This is a genomic window from Rugamonas rivuli, from assembly GCF_009380165.1.
Taxonomy (GTDB): domain Bacteria; phylum Pseudomonadota; class Gammaproteobacteria; order Burkholderiales; family Burkholderiaceae_D; genus Rugamonas; species Rugamonas rivuli.
Genome location: NZ_WHUF01000005.1, coordinates 145,601 through 161,571 on the forward strand (window position 1 = coordinate 145,601; position 15,971 = coordinate 161,571).

Sequence of the window (15,971 nt, forward strand, 5' to 3'; positions counted from 1 at the left end):
CTACCTCGCAGTCCTGGTTGGTTGGCCCCAGGTGAAAATCGGGGTGATGACTTCCTTCACCTGGCGGCGCTGCACGGGGCCGAAATAGCGCGCATCGAACGAGCGCGCGTTGCAGTCGCCCATCAGCAGCAGCTGGTGTTCGCTCAAGACGTAGGTATCCGCCTGAAACTTCGGCATCACGCGCCCTCCGCTGTCGGCCCGCAGCGGAGCACTGTCGTCGAGCAGCCGGCCGTTGATGCGGACGCCATCGCTATGCACTTCCACCCTGTCGTCCGTCGTAGCGGCGACCTGCTTCATCATGTAGCCATAGCCGCCGGGGCAAAAGCCCGCGCCGATGTAGCCGCGCGCTTTCGCCTTATCGAACACTTCCAGCGGCGGCGGGCAAAACATCACGTAACGCCCTTTCGTCACCGGATCGCTGACGCGCCAGTACAGGCCCACAGGAATACTCAGCGTCGTGTTGATGCGCGCACCAAGCATGTACAGGAAGGCGCCCTGGATCAGCAGCGCCAGCGCGCTGACGGCGATAGCGATTCCAGCTTTCTTAGCGAGGCCTTTCATAGCTTGATTCCCTCCATGTCGTACATTGCGCGCAGCTTGTCGCTCGCTTCCGGCGCGGGAACAGCGGCGCGCGCCTTGAAAACCGGGTCCTGAAAGTAGAGCGGCTGCCGGCCATAGATCGCCGGATAGCCGGCCACGTAGATCACCATGTCCCCCGCCCGCGTGATGTCGCCGTTGGCGTCCTTGACCGGGCCTGGCATGCGTAAGCACTCGTCCGGCGTGAGCAAGGGACGCTGCGTCTCTTGTATCGTCCGCGACACCTGGCCAAGCAGCGCGCTGGTACGCCGGCCGCTGGTGGTGATCTGCTCTTTCGCCACCGTGGTCTGGCCCGTCAGCTTGGACAGATGCTCCGCCGTCTCGATGCGATTCGGAGGAAAGGCATTCTGGATATGGCAACTGGACGTAATGCTCTCGTCGTGGCCATAGCCGTTTTCGCGGCTCTTCAACTGGTTGATGTCCTGGCAGATCAGATTGCATTTGATGCCATAGCCGGCCAGGAAGCCCAGCGACTCCTGCATGATGTCGAGCCGGCCCAGGCTGGGAAATTCGTCCAACATGACGAGCAGCCGGTGCTTGTAATGGGCGATGGACCGGCCTTCCCTAAAATTCATCCGGTCCGCCAACTGGCGCACAATCATGTTGACCATCACCCGCACCAGTGGCCGAAGCCGGGCCTTGTCATTGGGCTGCGTCACGATATACAGGCTCACGGGGCTGTCGTGGTGCATCAGGTCCTGAATGAGGAATTCGGACTTGCTCACGTTGCGCGCCACGATGGGGTCGCGGTACAGGGAGAGATAGGACTTCGCGGTGGACAGGACCGATCCGGCTTCCTCCTCCGGCCGGTCCAGCATGTCGCGCGCCGCAGAACCGATCACGGGATGGTTCTTGTCATCGACATGGGCATACGTGATCATTTCCATCCAGAGTTCGCCGATCGCGCGGTTCGGGTCCGACAGCATGGCATCGACCGCCGGCAGCGTGGCAGGCGTCCCCTCGGCGCGCGCCTTGTACAGCGCGTGCAGGATCACGCCGACGATCAGCGCCTGGCTGGTTTTCTGCCAGTGGGTCTCCAGCCCTTTGCCATCAGGATCGACGATGAGCGTCGAAAGATTCTGCACGTCGCCAACTTCGTGCTCCGTCCCAACCCGTATCTCGTCCAGTGGATTCCAGCAAACGCTGCCGCTCGCAGTCGCAGGTTCAAAGCGCAGCACCTTGTTGCGCGCGTGCTTCTGGCGCCAACCCGCCGTCAGCGCCCACAGTTCGCCCTTCAGGTCCGTGATGACGGCGCTCCGGCTCCATGACAGCAGTGTGGGAACAACGAGGCCGACACCTTTGCCGGAACGGGTCGGCGCATAGGTCAGCACATGCTCAGGACCGTCATGGCGCAGGTAATGTGTGCGGCCCTTCCGGTCTATCCATGCGCCGACATACACCCCGCCATGGCTCGGCGCCAGCTTTCCGGACAGCCGCTGCATCAAAGTCCGCGTCCTGGGCAACAGGCCGGCGGCGCGGATATCCTTGACGTTGGCCCACCGTGCCGACCCGTGCAGATACTCGTTCGGCTGCGCGGTATTCGCCATCACCATCTTAACCACCACCAGCGCAGCCAGCCCTCCCCCGGCGACGCAAATCCCGACGCTGCCCGCGCGCATGAACGCATCGGGATACATGCCGTACCACCGGGCAGCCCATTTGAAGATGTCCCAGGGAGCGAAGACCTGATGGAAGTGACGGCCCAGCGCCGGCTGGTACCTGAAGCTGTGCGCGAAAAATTGCGTGGCGCTTTGCAGGCCTGCGCCCAGCACCAGCAAGGACAGGATCGGAATCGTCACCTTGGTGCGCCTGGCCGGCAACCGGACCTGCGGCCCAACGGCGTTGTTGAAGCGGTCTTTCATCGGCTCCTCCCTTGGGTCTTGATGGCGCCATGGCTGGCGACCGTCACCACGTCGCCGCGTTTAAGCCGCTTGAGCCGGCGTGCGGTCGCTTCATCGACCGGCACGACCATGATTTCGCCACCACGGTTCAGCAGGGCGAGTTGCTGGTCATCGACGGTGCGCAGTCCGGCGAAAGCGGCCGGGCCTTGAAATCCATCATAGGCAATGTGTTTCGGTATATCGGACAAAGTCCGCCTTCTTTGCTCCCGCTCAAACGCGTACTTCGCCGAGGCTGCAATTGCTGAGGTTTCGTGCTGCGGAACAGGTTGGCTGGCGGAAGCGTTTTTCTGTCGGTCGCGCATTGCGGTGCTTTTCGTGTCGGCCTGCAGCATCGGGCCGCCGCCTCCTTCGGCGCCAGGATCGTGCAGCTCGCGCAGGCGGCCACGCCCCGCCGGCGGAGGCTTCACGCCAATTCGCGATCGCGCGACTTTCGCCGGCGCGTGCCCGGCTTGCGCGCGGCCGGCCTTCCGAGCTAGCTGTCCTGCCCCAGAAACAGGCCGTCGCAGGCGGTGATCTGCTGCGGGTCCTTGCTGCTCCAGGTGACGAGGTACATCACCCGGCAATAGCACCTCACCTCCACCGGGGAGGCGAACCATACCGAGTTGGGACAGCCTTCGCAGACGGTTCTGGGATTGGGGCGGCGGCGCTTTTCCAGGCCCGTCAACGTTCGGCTTTCGGCTGCCGGTGGTTCGGACTGGTGAGGCGGTGCCAATTCCCCCTCCTCCATCTGCCTGAATGCCGCTGTCAGCAGGTCGTCCCTGCCGTGTGTGCTGTCTGGGTTCATCGCTTGCCTCCTTGGTGGTCGTCGCTTGAATGAGTTCGCGCCTGCGCGCTTCCAGCGCGGCATCGTCGAACGTGATGGATAGCCGGGCGCTCGCAGCGGCGCGCGCGATCCGTTCCCGGAATTCGTTCGTGCCATCAACGCGCAGGGACGTTCCGTAGCGCTCCGCGGCAAAACGCAACGCCGCCTGCAATCCCGCCTCCTCGAAGCCGCGCGTGACGGCCAGCTTGTCGCCGTCGTCGCGCAGCACCGTCTTGCCGGCGCAGATGATGATCGTGCCGTGCTTCGTGAGACCGTCTGCGGCGGCCGGGCGTTGCGCTTTGCCCGGCCTCCGGCCCGCCAGTGTATTGATACCGTTCCCGCTCGCGCCCTCGCGCGAACGCAGCACTGACAAGGCCTCGTCGTTTCCTTGCATGGCCTCGGCATGCAGCCAGTCCGCCCAGGTCGCGCGCTTGTATTTCAGGTAGATGCGCTGGCGTTCCTTGAAATACTCGAGGTTGGCCTGCTCGATCTCGGATAGCAGAGTCCTGGACACAGCAGAAAACAAAATGCGCTTACTCACCTTGTCGCACGACAGCAGCTTGATGACGGACCGTTTGAGCTTGCCCTGACGCTTGATGGCGGCGATCCGCTGCGCCTTGCGCTCTCGGGCTCTCTCCCATTCCTGCACGCGGTCGCCCGCCAGCGCTTCGAAATCGTGCCGGGCTTTGTACTGCTGGAAAAGCGCTGACGTATCGGCACGAAAGCGGAAAGGCTTGTGCTCATAGTGTCTGGCCGGTTCGCGCTCGCCATTGGCCTCCGGACCGCCATGGAAGCAGCCGAACCGTTCCTCCAGCCTGGCTTTCGAGAATTGCCTGTCCAGTGAGCTTGCCTTGATCGTTGTGCCATCGGCAGCGGTGATGACCAGGCCATTCCCACGTTCATGCAGCCTCAGTCCGTTGGCCACCATGACCTCGTGCAGCGAGGCCCAGCTGGTGGCGCTCGATAGCTCGCTCCAGCAACCGCGCCTGATCCAGCCAATCAGGCTCTCCACGCCCGCGTGGTGCTCCATGTCGTCAGACTGGTTCTCCGCGCGCTTCTTGCCGGGGCGGTGGTTGTCGCGCTGTAGGCCATGCTCGCGCTCCAGCGTCTGGCAGATACGCCCCAGCGTGATGTGATCGTTGTGGGGGCTGTGCATGGTGTGCCTGACCGGATGAATCTTGTTGATCGCGATGTGGACGTGCAGGTTGTCGGTGTCATGGTGGACCACGCTCACGCGCTGGTGCTCCGCATAGCCAAGCGCCGCGCACACGCGGTCCTCCAGCGCACGCAGCGTCTTGGCATCGGGCTGCTCGCCGGCGCGGAAACTCAGCACCAGGTGATAGGTCTTGTCTCCGCTGGCACGCCGATTCAGCGACTGAGTGTTCAACACTTCGATGGCCGCGATCACCGGGTCGGCGGACTGGCAGTTTGTCACGCGGACCTCGCCGACGCGCTCGTTCTTGTTCTGTGTATCGAGCAGGTAGCGCACCAGGCTGGCGTAGTCGCTTCGCTTCATTGCCCGCATCGAGACCTGTTTGGCAATCATGGTCGCACCGCATGTCGCTTTAGCCGCTAAAGATGTTTGCGCGGTGAATTCGGCAAGACCACGTCGCGCATGATGTCCTGCATTGCGCGCTGCGTGTCCTCGATCTTCGACAGCACTGCGAGGATGGTTGTTTCCCCGAACCGGGCGGTACGCGCATCGTCCGTCAGCCACAGCTTCAGCAGGCCTCCCAACCGTCCGAGATCGCCGTTGATGCGCGCCAGTTCCTCGACGCGCCGGTGGTCCAGGATGCCGTGCACCCGGTAGCCCAAGCCGACCTTGCGCAGGTAGGTTGCCACGGGCAGGCCTGCGTTGGAGGCCAGCAGGCGTATGGCTTGCGCCTCTTCCTGCAGCACCGGCACGCGCAGGTGCAGCGCTTTCCGGGTGGGTGCTTTGCTGGTTGGTTCCATGGTGTTGACTCCTTGGGTCTGCGCACTTGGCGGCGGCAGCGGCCTGGCCTCGCAGAGCAGGTTCCCGTTGAGCGCCGAAGGCGCGAATAAGGGAAGTGAAGATAGATAACCGGCGCGCCGGTTAGCTAACTTCACATATCCTGCCCGCGTTTTCGAGGGCATTTTTCCACTAAATTGTGCGCCCGGGCTTTCGATTTAACCTTTGCGGAATCTCAAACTGAACGCAACTGAAGGAGCCAACATATCGAAACGCGTTAAGTATCGAGAAAATCGCGGTTAGTTGCACTCGGTAGTCATTCAGTTGCGTTTAATTGCATTCAGTAGCGCGAAAATTTCATCTCATGTGCACTTAGTAGCGTTTAAATACCAGGATGAGATCGACATGGGGAAAAGCTATCCCGACCAACTTGGCGCCTGGGTTAAGCGCCGTGAAGCAGCCATGCGCGACCATAATCTGGTCGCATTCCTGGCGGTGCGAGATGATGTCCGCGCGGCACTCGATGCCGGCTATGCAGCCAAGACCATCTGGAGCAATTTGCGCGAAGCCAAGCGCATAGAACTCAGCTACGGAGGCTTTCTACGCTACGTCCACAAATTCCTGGACGAGCCTGCAAAGGCAGGCAACAAACAGGCAAAGGGGGCAGTCTCGTCCCCCACCGTCAAGCCGACCAAACCGGCCGGCTTTGTTTTCAACTCTGCACCAAAAAAAGAGGAGCTCTTGTGATGGCCAGAATTCATATAACCCTGCAGGGAAAAGGCGGCGTCGGCAAATCGATAGTTGCCACAGTTCTCGCTCAATACATCGCAAGCAAGGCGGATAAGCCGGCATGCATCGACATCGATCCGGTCAACTCAACGTTCCACGGCTACCAGGCGCTGGACGTACAGCGCCTGCAGATCATGGAAGACGACGAGATCAATTCCCGCAAGTTCGATGCGCTAATCGAAATGCTGGCACCATTGACCAGTGCAGCGGTCATCGACAGCGGCGCCAGTTCCTTCGTACCTCTGTCGCACTACCTGATCAGCAATCAGGTCCCCTCCCTGTTGGCGGATATGGGACATGAACTGGTCGTGCACACGGTAATCACCGGCGGCCAGGCGCTGCTCGATACGGTCAGCGGCTTCGCCCATCTCACCAGCCAATTCCCCGACGAGACGTTGTTCGTGACCTGGCTCAACCCCTACTGGGGGCCGATCGAACACGAGGGCAAGGGATTCGAGCAAATGAAAGCGTATTTGTCCAACAAGCACCGGGTCTCGGCCATCGCACGCATCCCGCAATTGAAGGACGAAACCTACGGGCGGGACCTCGGAGACATGTTGCGGGCACGATTGACGTTTGACGAAGCATTGGCTTTGAGCTCGCTCGCCATCATGACGCGCCAAAGGATCAAGATCATCAAAGGGCTACTGTTCAAACAACTTGACCAAGCGACGGTGATCTGATGGCCGACCAAATCGAAGAGTTAATCCGGGAAATCGCCGCGAAGCACGGCATCGCCGTGGCTCGGGACGATCCCGTCCTCGTCCTGCAGACAATCAACAACCGATTACTGCAAGACAGCGCGGCAGCACAGCAAGCACAACTCGATCAGTTCAAGGAAGAACTGGAAGGTGTCTCGTTACGGTGGCAAACCGATGCAAAGGATAAAGCCGAGCGCGTTGTCAACGCGGCGCTCGCTGCCAGTAAGTGCGCGATGGACCAAGTCCTGCAGGAGGGAGCCAGCGCCACGTCCAAGATTTTTCGATCCGAACTGGATAACGCGCTAGCTGCAGTATCCAACCACGCGCGCGAAGCACATCGGGCAGCGTTGCTCAATCTGATCGCTTCGTGCTTGACAACAGTTGCCGTCATAGCTGCTGTGTGGTCTTTCAAGTAACGCTGTGCGAATGAAGTGACGGGTCATCGCCGCTTTACTTTGATATCTCGTTCTGCAGTTCCATTCCTTGAATAAACGCTTTAACGGTGTTGGTACCATCCAACTTGGCGCCGTCCTTCAATCGGAGCACCTTCGCGTTCCCACAAAAATTATTCAATTTCCCATACAAGCAAAAATTCAACTCCCGCAATCGTTCTGCAGGTGCCGACTGCACATCATCCATGAGGGAAACATGACCCTTAGAATTTTTCGCACGAATAGACTGTACTTTCACCTCCGGTGCCGGATTCTCAAATCCAGTAGGAGCCGACTTAGGAAGGCAACTGAAGTTAAGCTGCAAAGCTTCGAGCGTAGAACCTTTGAGCAGCGGCAGCTTACAGCTCTCCACCGTACATTGCGTCGGCGTATCAGGCAGCTTCACAACGCAGGCCGGGCTATCCGGATCAAAATTGGGTATGGTCAGCTCCTGTGATGCGGACATCCCAACTTGGGGACACCCTATCGCCCCGGCACACACGACGATCAATGACAGCAGATAATTTCGTTTCATAGCTAACCTCTTCTCGGCAAATAGCCTTCAGGGAACATCAATGTGAGATTACCCGCAGCGTCTGGAAACAGCGTCTCGGACAACAGTGCGAGCGAATACGCATAGGCCACGCACCGTGCATCAAATCCATTCAGGGCCGTGGAATATTGATTGTTGATAGCGCCTGGAAGATTGACCGCAGCCGAAGCGCGCCAGAAACTCGGGCTTCGATAATATACCTTGGCCCCTTGGTTAGTTGTGACCGACACTCGTGACAGAGCATGGTCGACATCGGCATAAGACGCCATACGCAATTTCGCCCAATAGAAACCGGCGCTATCGGAAGGTGCATAACCGGAGTCCGTGGAATTTGCCATGGCGACGCCTTTGACTTCGTCCCGCCACCCGCGCATTTGCACCGTCAACTGCGGATAATGCGTGTCGCTTAGCGTGGCATTGCTACGTTGTGCCACCGGCTGACTGGCAATAGCGCTGTATGCCTGCGACAGAGCATTCTTCAGCGTGTCCGGAACCTGCCTGCCTCGAAAACGCCAATAGTTAATAAAGTTTTCCGGATTCGTCAATTGCAAAAAGCCTCGTCCATACCACGGGGCATACCAAAGCGTAGACCCGCTGCCTTCCGACAGCACACCCAACCATTGTGTCTCCTGAATCGCGTTGCCATAGAAGGAAGCAAGCCGCAGCGGCGAATTGATGCCGTATTTACGCGTCATCCGGTTCAAGCCCACCCGCTGGCTAGCGGCCACTGAGGTCGGTGAGGCCAGATTGGTTTGCACCGCTTCCCATAAATATGTTCCCGCATGTCGGCGCATCGCATGCCGTGGCACCAGCTGTCTAAATTCATCGGCACTGAGCCACTGGCATTTTCGGAAGTGGGCAATGAATGCTTGCGGTTGAAAGTGCCAATGCGCGGCCACCAACGCGGCGGGCAGTGATGCTGCAGGCACCGTCAATGCTGCAATATGGGAGCGCAACTTGGTCCAGTCCTCACCGGTGACACCATAATCCGGATCGGCTTGCAACCACCCCCAACGCGCATCGATGCTATCGCGGTTCCACTCACTTGGAAATTTGCAAACGCATCGCGACAGCGCCATACGTACATCGGGCAACCCCATGCGCTGCTCCAATTCCTCGCGTGACAAGCGGCCATCGGCATTGGCGGCATCTTCAATCACGGCTTGCAACATCGCCGACTCCGCCCTGCTGTCCTCATCGGTGTCATCATCAACTAACTTCCAGCCCTTCCAGCCCGGAAAATCCGCATCGCTGAATTTATGGACGCCAGCGGCGTTGAGATTCACCCAGCCAGACTGGGTGTTACCTTGAACTCGGCGCCAATGCGGGCAATCAGTTGGCGCCAGCACCTCATTGGGCGCGTTCAGGATGCGGCCAAAGCGCAATAGTTCATACACGGCACTAGGTGCCGGACGAGCGCTCTCCGGATAGGCGTGACTTATGTCGCTCGCTCGAGCATACAGCTCATAGTCGGCGTTCCGATCCTCGATAGGTGTGCCGATGACGGTACCGTCAGCGTTATAAGTGGTCAGCCATGCGCTACCTCGTTGCGCGGCGGCTCCATCGCCGCTGGCATAGCGTATGCCGATAATAAGATCGGTCGATGTGGTTCCCGTCGCCTCTGCCGCCGGCGCTGTGACATTACCTGCTGGCTTGTCGGCGTACAGGTGAGCTCCAGCCGGAACATGAAAATAAACTTCACCGAACACGGCATCATGGCGGCCGTCTGCGTTCAACGCCACCGCACCGCTGCTGCGCCCGACTAGTTTATTCAAATTGCCATCGTCACACACAATTTCGACATGAAGGTGGTCGGCCGAACCATAGATACGGCCTGCGGCGCCCAGTTCATCCTTGCGATACAGCCGGTGCTCGGCGGCCGAAGCCGTACCTTGCGCCACTTTCAGTGCATTGCCCCGCAGGGCAGACAAGTGCACGAAGATGGAATAGAACTCCACCGTTTCGGCGTTTGCACCCGATCCGGTATCGGTGCGGTGACGGATGACAACCATGCCATCGTCAGTCCATGATGGTGAGTTGCCATAAGGGTTGTAATTCAATGGATGCGCAGCGTCGTTGACCTGCGCGGTAGGCCGCCGGGCATAAACGATCTCTCCATCTGCCACGGCGCGAACAGGTAAAACACCCGATCCCGCAGTGGGCGCATGCAGGTGGCTACCGCCATGCCAACCAAGTTTCAGGCTAACCGGAAAGCTGCCCTCCGGCACGCTGGTGCCGGGACAGTTGACGGCCGCAGCAGGCATCGCCTCAGCGATGTAATCCGCATCGCTCGCGCCGGCGGCTCGGGTTGGCAAAAATGGAGGGCTGATAATCATGCGTCAAATAGTATTTTGCTGGAACATTAGGAAGAGAAAGGGAATTTTTTGTTAGGGACAAAGTCCGCACGCGGTAATGATGGCATCGGGTATGCCAAGCGCTGCGGACCAGCGAAACTCTTCGTGCCGGCGTGGATGGTAAGCTTACCTGGGCACTGCACCGTGATATTGCCGCCCTCAATGGTGATGTTCGCACCGCCCGCTGTCGACAAGCTGATACTCTTGGCTGCCGCCCAGTCCACACCGCCATTGGCGGTGATAACGTTGACTTCGTCGCGCGCTTGCACCTTCAAATTGTCGGCCTGCGCCTGAATCTCCATGGCGTCCTTGGCCGCTATCAGCTGCACGCCGAAGTTGCCCTCTCCCGCTTTCACCGCGCCGCCCAGCACGCCAAACGCCTGACCGCTGTGGACGCGCATCTGGCCGCCGGTGACGAACTGGCTGTCGCCACCGCTCATCAGCGAGATCGTTTCGCCGTTGACCAACTGCACAGCCTGTCCTGCGGTGACACCAATGCCGCTCTTGCCGCTCAGCGCGATAATCGGCGAGCTGGCGTGCGGCAATTGATCATCACCCGGCGCTGTTTTCTTGCTACCAGCGTCGGCCCTGGCCGCATCAACAGTGCGGTTGCCAACCATACCCGACACCGCAGCCAGCATCGCCTTCATTGGCGCCGACTTGTCGTCCAGCGCGCTCTTATCGGCTTTGGTTGCGCCAATATGCGTAGCCAGCGCAACCGTTTCATGCGTCTTGGCCGCCTCGCTGAAGGTCTGCCCCAACTGCACTGCCTGCTTTAACAGCGCGATACCAGCCGTGTTGTCACCCATCGGCTCACGCTCGCTGGCGCTGTGGCTGATCGTATAACTCGAAACCAGCAGCCCGGCGCCGGCACGCACCGCGCCATAAGCATCCGTGCGCAGCTCGGCGCCCTGCCCGCGCAGACTGCCGCGATAATTGTCCGCGCTATGGATCAGATGGCCCAGCGTCAACTCGCTGGCGGCGTGCGTCGAGCGCAGTTGCACGCGCCCTTGGGAATCGGTGTCGTCGAACAGCAGCTGGTTGTACCCCGTCCCGCCAAACTCCTTGCTGCGCACGCCCCACTGCGCAGCCGCGTTACCATGGCCGGCCGTATCGGCGGACGCGCCGTGCCACAAGGGACTGTTGCCCGCCGCCAGATTACCCTGCGCCGAAGGTGCATGGTCGCTGGCCGGATTGAACAGCGCAGCCTGGCTGTCGCCGCCCGCCTGTCCCGCCGGGGTCGGCGCCACGCCGCCCTCGCCCTGTCCGTTGTACAAGGCGCCGAGGATGACGGGCCGGTCGATATCGTTCTCGATGAACTGCACCAGCACTTCCTGTCCCACGCGCGGCAGGAACTGGCTGCCCATGCCGCCGCCGGCCGAACGCTGCGCAACGCGCACCCAGCAGGTCGCGTCGCCGCTGTCCTGCCAGTGGTAGCGGATGCGCACGCGGCCCAGCGCGTCGCAATGGAGCTCGTCCGATCCGGCCGGCTGGTCCGATCCGTCGGGACCGATGACGATGGCGCTTTGCGCGCCCGACGCGGTCGGCTTGTGATGGTTGCGGCCATCGCTGTCCGGCCGTTGCGGACGCCAGATCACATCGGCGGCGACCGCTTCAAAGCTGTTGGCGTAGCCGGTCTGCCGCGCCTGCTCGATCACCAATGCGAAATCGTCGTCATACGCCGGCGCCAATTCCTCCAGCAATTCCGGAATCGGCCCGAACAGTTCGGCCAGCCCATGCGAGGCCGGCGACGGCAGGTTGTTGACGCCAACACTGGTGACGCGCAGCACCGCATAAGCCGGAGTCTCCGCACCGTCAGCGGCAGCCAGCGGCCCCTGCGTGACGTTGATGCGACGCCCGGCCGCCAGGGTGCGCACCGTCGAGCGCCCGCGCCATTGCTGGCTGCGCGCCTCGCGCGCCTGCATCTGCAGCAAGGCGTAGTGCTGCGCCTGGTCACCGCTTGCGTACGCATATTGTCCGGGCACATCGTAGCTTTCCAGCTGCGGCAGTTTCTTGTATTGCTGCTGGGACGGCGCACTGGCGGCGACGGCTTTGCGGGATTTGTAGTCGTAGCTCAGCAAGGTCGTCAACGTCGCCGTCACGCTACGTCTTGCCTGCAAGGCCTGTATCGTGTCCTGCTTCTCGCCGGCGCGCACACCATGGAAGCGGATGCCGCCGCCGGCTGCGCTGCTGGCATCCTCGGGCACGGCGCCGAGCTGGCTGCTGTCGGCGAACAGCACCATGTTCAAGCCGTCTTCGGTTTCCTCGAAGCGCCAGGCCAGGCCCTCCTCGGTCAGCAGACGCAGCACGAAGTCGTAGTCGGATTCGCGGTACTGGCAGCAATAGCTGCGTGCGGAGACGTCGGCCAGGAAGCTGTCGACCTCTTCGCTCCAGCGCCATTGCGCCAGCGGTTGATAGGCGGCGAACACCGCTTCGACGATCTCAATCACCGTCTTGTCCTGCCATACGCGGCTGTTGCGCACCTGGCTCAGGCGCCACAGCCACGGCGTCAGCCGCAGGCGGAAACGCGCCAGACCGCCTTCGCTGCCTAGCATGGCAGCCTGGGTGATGTCGCCACTGAAGGTGGTTCTGCTGCCATCTACCAGGCTCACTTCGAGGCTGGCCGGCTTACCCAGCAGCTGCGCAAGCTCCAAGTGCGCGTTGGTCGACAGCACGATAATGTCACGCGCGCCGATACCCTGCACCATGTCGTCTGCGGAAAAGGCTTCCACCAGCAAGCCTCCTGAACCCAGGTCAGCGCCATCGTCACCCAGCTTCAACGCGTACAACCGCGTGGCGCTGGAAAACTGCGCGAGGGCAGTCGTGATTTGTTCAAGTAAAGCGATACTCATGTGCTTGCCTGGATAACGTTGCATCTATCATTGCTGAAGTTGCAGAATTTATTTATTGACAAGCAACATTAAACAGGACGATTTTGCTTTCAGCAAGGGCGCACGATTGAAATTGTTCTGCTTCGGCCACGTGGCTTTCTAGCGTCCACGCGTTTAGCGCTTTCGTTGAAGACGGAACTAAATGGCGTCAGACCTCGCCGTCAGCGCGCGGACCTTACCGTTTGACGCCCCGGCCGCGATTGACACCTTCCTGAGCCGCTGTACCCTGATTGGCGTCATACCGAATAGCGGCATGAGTTCCAATCGCTGGCAATTTCGAAAAATCATGGGCTGAGTGACGAATGCAGATTTTGCCTACCTGCTGGTAGAGATGCTCCTGATCGCAGTGCAGCACGACGCCATCGTAGGTCTTGTCCTTACTGGCAGGAACAGCCGCGCTAAGATTGTAGATGCCGGGCTGAAGTTGACCGGCCTTGCCAACTTTGGTGGTGGTCCATTGATTGTCGAACTCGCTCTGGACTATACGCTGCCCATTCATCACTAATATGCGTTGCTTCATTACCTACGTCCCCGCTTAAGGATCGTCATGTGGCCAGTCCTTTTCATCATCGGGACATGCGCCAAGGATAGAGGCGGCATGGCCCGATTCAAAATCTGTATACAATGGTTCTCATGCATTTTTAGCCCTCCACCAACGCTATGAGCTGAACGTCGATAAGATCGACCTCCACCAACGCGCAATCGTCGTCGTACCGCAACCAGGCCTTGCCCGCAGAAGAAGGGCGTCGCCGAACCAGGAGCCGCCCTTCCCTGCCTTGATGCCGTATCGCCAGCACCGGATTCACCCACGGCAAAGACTGTGACATCCCTGATCCGTCACTCGCATCATTTTGCTTTCCGGCGATCACAAACAACGGCGCGTCTCCCTCCGTTGCACCGGAAGGCTGACGTCGTTCCAGCTTTTGCTCAATGAATGCTCGCAGCATGCGCACGGAACTTCTTGTCACTTCCTGCGTTTCATCCGCCAGCCAGACCGACACGTCAGCCGGTGCCTTGCGATGAACGAATATCAATTCGTTGACCAAGGTGACGTCGCGCACGCGCCCCGTGTTGAAGGCTGCCGCAATCGCTTCCGGCAGGTCTAGCAGCGCCGCGTGTTGCGTAACGAACGCCGCAGACTTGCTGATTTGCCGGGCGATTTCTCCCTTGCGCAGACCCTTCGCCAGTTCGCGGCCAATGTAGTCGGCGATTTCTCGCGCCGTCAGTTCATTACGATGCAGGTTTTCGACAACCTGGTCGGCCTGGCTATAATTCGAGTCAATGAAACCGGGAATGTGCGTCAACCCGGCCAGACGCGACGCACGGAAGCGACGGGCGCCGTGATTGATCAGAAAACGTCCAGGGATGTCAAAGTTCGGACGCACGGAGATAGGCGTCTTCACGCCGCGCAGCAGGATCGCGGCGGAGAGCTCGGTGAGACTTGATGGGGAAAAGCCTGGATTATTTTTCGTACGCGGCTGAAGGGGGTCTTCATCGATCAGGTCGAGCCGTAGCATGAGCGGCCCACCATGTGCCGTCTCTGCCGTTGGCGATCCCTCTTTGCCAGCCACGATGTCACCTCTACCCGCCGAACGGGCCGGCAGCTTTCGCAGCACGGCATTAGGGCCGCGTCGTTCTTTGATAGCGCCGGTCATCTAAAAAAATCCGTCATGCTACTCCCTGAAGAGACCGAACCTTATGTCGTTCATTTAGGTGACGCCGGTACTACTAACAAGATCACGTAAACCAAGACGCCCAAAAACAAAATGTGCAAAAAAGCCGCAAAACTTGCCCAGCCGCTGAGAAAAGCCATACGGAGGACTTGGACAATCAAATCTGCGCACAGCAGCCATCGCAAAATTGGCCAGGTGCAGATCGCCACAAACACAATCACGCCAGCAAGTATCTGGATGATTAGATTTTCGCTCAGGGCAGACCTCGGTTTGCTGGCATCAGCCTTGCGGGGCGCATAAGTTTGTCGGGCACGCATTCTGGGCTGCGTCGGAAATTGAAAGATCCTTCCCATGGCCCTCTCCCTCGTCAGTTTTTTTGCAGCGTCAGAGCCATCCTCACACCGTCAGACATCCACGCTTTGATCAGCATCAAAGGGCAGCGCTGCGTCGCCGGTCGACGGCTGGCGAATGTTTTAGCCGCTAAAGTCACACGCCACCGCGCCGCCGTCGAACATTGATCTATTCGACATCAGGGTCGCGTTCTATTTGCCTCTCAATCCGGTCAACGACATACTCGATCATGAATTTCGAAATATCGAATTTCAAAAATAATTGGAGGAAGACATGAGCGAGCTGATTTTGCATATTCTTGTCCCATCCCGCTACGAGGACATCGGCGCGTTAGTCGGCGATCTGGCGGCACTGTACGCCTTGCGTGACGCAGTCGACGATGCCATCCACTCCGGCAGCGGCGGCGCACTCCTGACGCAATCCGATGGCGAAATCTACGCGCTGGCAGTAGTGCGCGAAGAGGATATGACGCACGTCTGCACCAACTACGCCAACGAGATCAGGCCCGTGCGCGCGGAACGTGAGGTCGTTCCGCTACGCGCGGTGCATCACATGATGGATGCCATCCGTAAGGCCGTTCAGTCGCAATGTGTCCACAGTGATGCAGAGACTCACACGCCGGGATAAAGGTGGCCAACTTGATCCCCAGTAAACAAGAAAGTCGGACGCCCGCGCGTACGCCGGTGGACAGCAGCTTGCGCAACCAAGTTTCTGCAGGGGCACCACCGACGCCGCACCAAGACTGGCGGCCCATGATTTACCAACACGACCTGCGCTTAATCCGCATAAAGGAAGTGCTCGCGATTTGCGGAATGTCGCGAAGCAGCATCTACGACGCCATCAAGAAAGGCGAGTTCCCCGCACCAGTCAAGCTGCGCGGACGCTCCTCCGCCTGGATATGGAGCGAGGTGATCCAGTGGGCGGAAGGCTGCATCAAGGCCAGTCGCAGATAGGCAAGTGACGAGGGGCCTTCTCATCGGTCAGCGATCAACGCATTG

Annotated in this window: 14 protein-coding genes and 1 pseudogene; 5 read left to right on the forward strand and 10 right to left on the reverse strand. The window is 59.9% G+C overall.

The window, feature by feature from the left end; translation table 11 throughout:
• Genes traF through traJ form a run of 4 tightly spaced genes read right to left on the reverse strand, consistent with a single transcriptional unit; the run spans position 1 to position 5,253 of the window.
• The gene (gene traF, locus GEV01_RS19320; RefSeq protein ID WP_152807213.1) at positions 1–561 is read right to left on the reverse strand and encodes a conjugative transfer signal peptidase TraF; all 561 of its coding nucleotides are present in this window, start codon (positions 559–561) and stop codon (positions 1–3) included.
• Entirely contained in the window at positions 558–2,459 is a 1,902-nt protein-coding gene (locus GEV01_RS19325; protein ID WP_152807214.1) for a type IV secretory system conjugative DNA transfer family protein, read from the reverse strand. Before GEV01_RS19325 ends, traF begins: the two co-directional genes overlap by 4 nt.
• Entirely contained in the window at positions 2,456–4,846 is a 2,391-nt protein-coding gene (gene traI, locus GEV01_RS19330; RefSeq protein WP_152807215.1) for a TraI/MobA(P) family conjugative relaxase, read from the reverse strand. The genes GEV01_RS19325 and traI overlap by 4 nt, the downstream gene beginning before the upstream one ends.
• A 26-nt stretch (positions 4,847–4,872) precedes the next feature.
• A complete protein-coding gene (gene traJ, locus GEV01_RS19335) occupies positions 4,873–5,253 on the reverse strand; it encodes a conjugal transfer transcriptional regulator TraJ (protein WP_152807216.1) in 381 nt (126 codons plus the stop codon).
• 280 nt (positions 5,254–5,533) lie between these two features.
• On the opposite strand from traJ, the gene GEV01_RS19340 reads away from it, so the two are divergent.
• The 3 genes from GEV01_RS19340 to GEV01_RS19350 are packed head-to-tail and all read left to right on the forward strand — an operon-like array spanning position 5,534 to position 7,136.
• Positions 5,534–5,977 carry a TraK family protein gene (locus GEV01_RS19340; protein ID WP_235914445.1) on the forward strand — a complete coding sequence of 148 codons (444 nt, stop codon included), beginning with the start codon at positions 5,534–5,536 and terminating at the stop codon, positions 5,975–5,977.
• Positions 5,977–6,702: a nucleotide-binding protein gene (locus GEV01_RS19345; RefSeq protein WP_152807218.1), complete on the forward strand. Its 726-nt coding sequence runs from the start codon at positions 5,977–5,979 to the stop codon at positions 6,700–6,702. Before GEV01_RS19340 ends, GEV01_RS19345 begins: the two co-directional genes overlap by 1 nt.
• Complete coding sequence (locus tag GEV01_RS19350; protein ID WP_152807219.1) at positions 6,702–7,136, forward strand: conjugal transfer protein TraM; 435 nt, start codon at positions 6,702–6,704, stop codon at positions 7,134–7,136. Before GEV01_RS19345 ends, GEV01_RS19350 begins: the two co-directional genes overlap by 1 nt.
• Positions 7,137–7,170: 34 nt before the next feature.
• On the opposite strand, the gene GEV01_RS19355 is transcribed toward GEV01_RS19350, so the two are convergent.
• From GEV01_RS19355 to kleE, 6 genes and pseudogenes are all read right to left on the reverse strand, one after another.
• Complete coding sequence (locus GEV01_RS19355; protein WP_152807220.1) at positions 7,171–7,686, reverse strand: hypothetical protein; 516 nt, start codon at positions 7,684–7,686, stop codon at positions 7,171–7,173.
• A 2-nt stretch (positions 7,687–7,688) separates the two neighbouring features.
• A complete protein-coding gene (locus GEV01_RS19360; RefSeq protein ID WP_152807221.1) occupies positions 7,689–10,040 on the reverse strand; it encodes a M23 family metallopeptidase in 2,352 nt (783 codons plus the stop codon).
• Between the two features lie 26 nt (positions 10,041–10,066).
• A complete protein-coding gene (locus GEV01_RS19365; RefSeq protein ID WP_152807222.1) occupies positions 10,067–12,910 on the reverse strand; it encodes a type VI secretion system Vgr family protein in 2,844 nt (947 codons plus the stop codon).
• 214 nt (positions 12,911–13,124) lie between these two features.
• Positions 13,125–13,469: a KfrB domain-containing protein gene (locus tag GEV01_RS19370; protein ID WP_175023143.1), complete on the reverse strand. Its 345-nt coding sequence runs from the start codon at positions 13,467–13,469 to the stop codon at positions 13,125–13,127.
• Between the two features lie 121 nt (positions 13,470–13,590).
• The gene (locus GEV01_RS19375; RefSeq protein WP_152807223.1) at positions 13,591–14,604 is read right to left on the reverse strand and encodes a ParB/RepB/Spo0J family partition protein; all 1,014 of its coding nucleotides are present in this window, start codon (positions 14,602–14,604) and stop codon (positions 13,591–13,593) included.
• A gap of 68 nt (positions 14,605–14,672) precedes the next feature.
• A pseudogene (gene kleE, locus GEV01_RS19380) lies at positions 14,673–14,975 on the reverse strand (KleE stable inheritance protein); the annotation flags it as partial.
• A 271-nt stretch (positions 14,976–15,246) separates the two neighbouring features.
• On the opposite strand from kleE, the gene GEV01_RS19385 reads away from it, so the two are divergent.
• Both GEV01_RS19385 and GEV01_RS19390 read left to right on the forward strand, forming a co-directional pair.
• Positions 15,247–15,600 (forward strand): hypothetical protein, encoded by a 354-nt coding sequence (locus GEV01_RS19385; RefSeq protein WP_152807225.1) that lies wholly within the window; start codon positions 15,247–15,249, stop codon positions 15,598–15,600.
• A 125-nt stretch (positions 15,601–15,725) separates the two neighbouring features.
• Positions 15,726–15,926, forward strand: a complete 201-nt coding sequence (locus tag GEV01_RS19390; protein ID WP_152807226.1) for a helix-turn-helix transcriptional regulator — start codon at positions 15,726–15,728, stop codon at positions 15,924–15,926.
• Positions 15,927–15,971 lie beyond the last annotated feature (45 nt).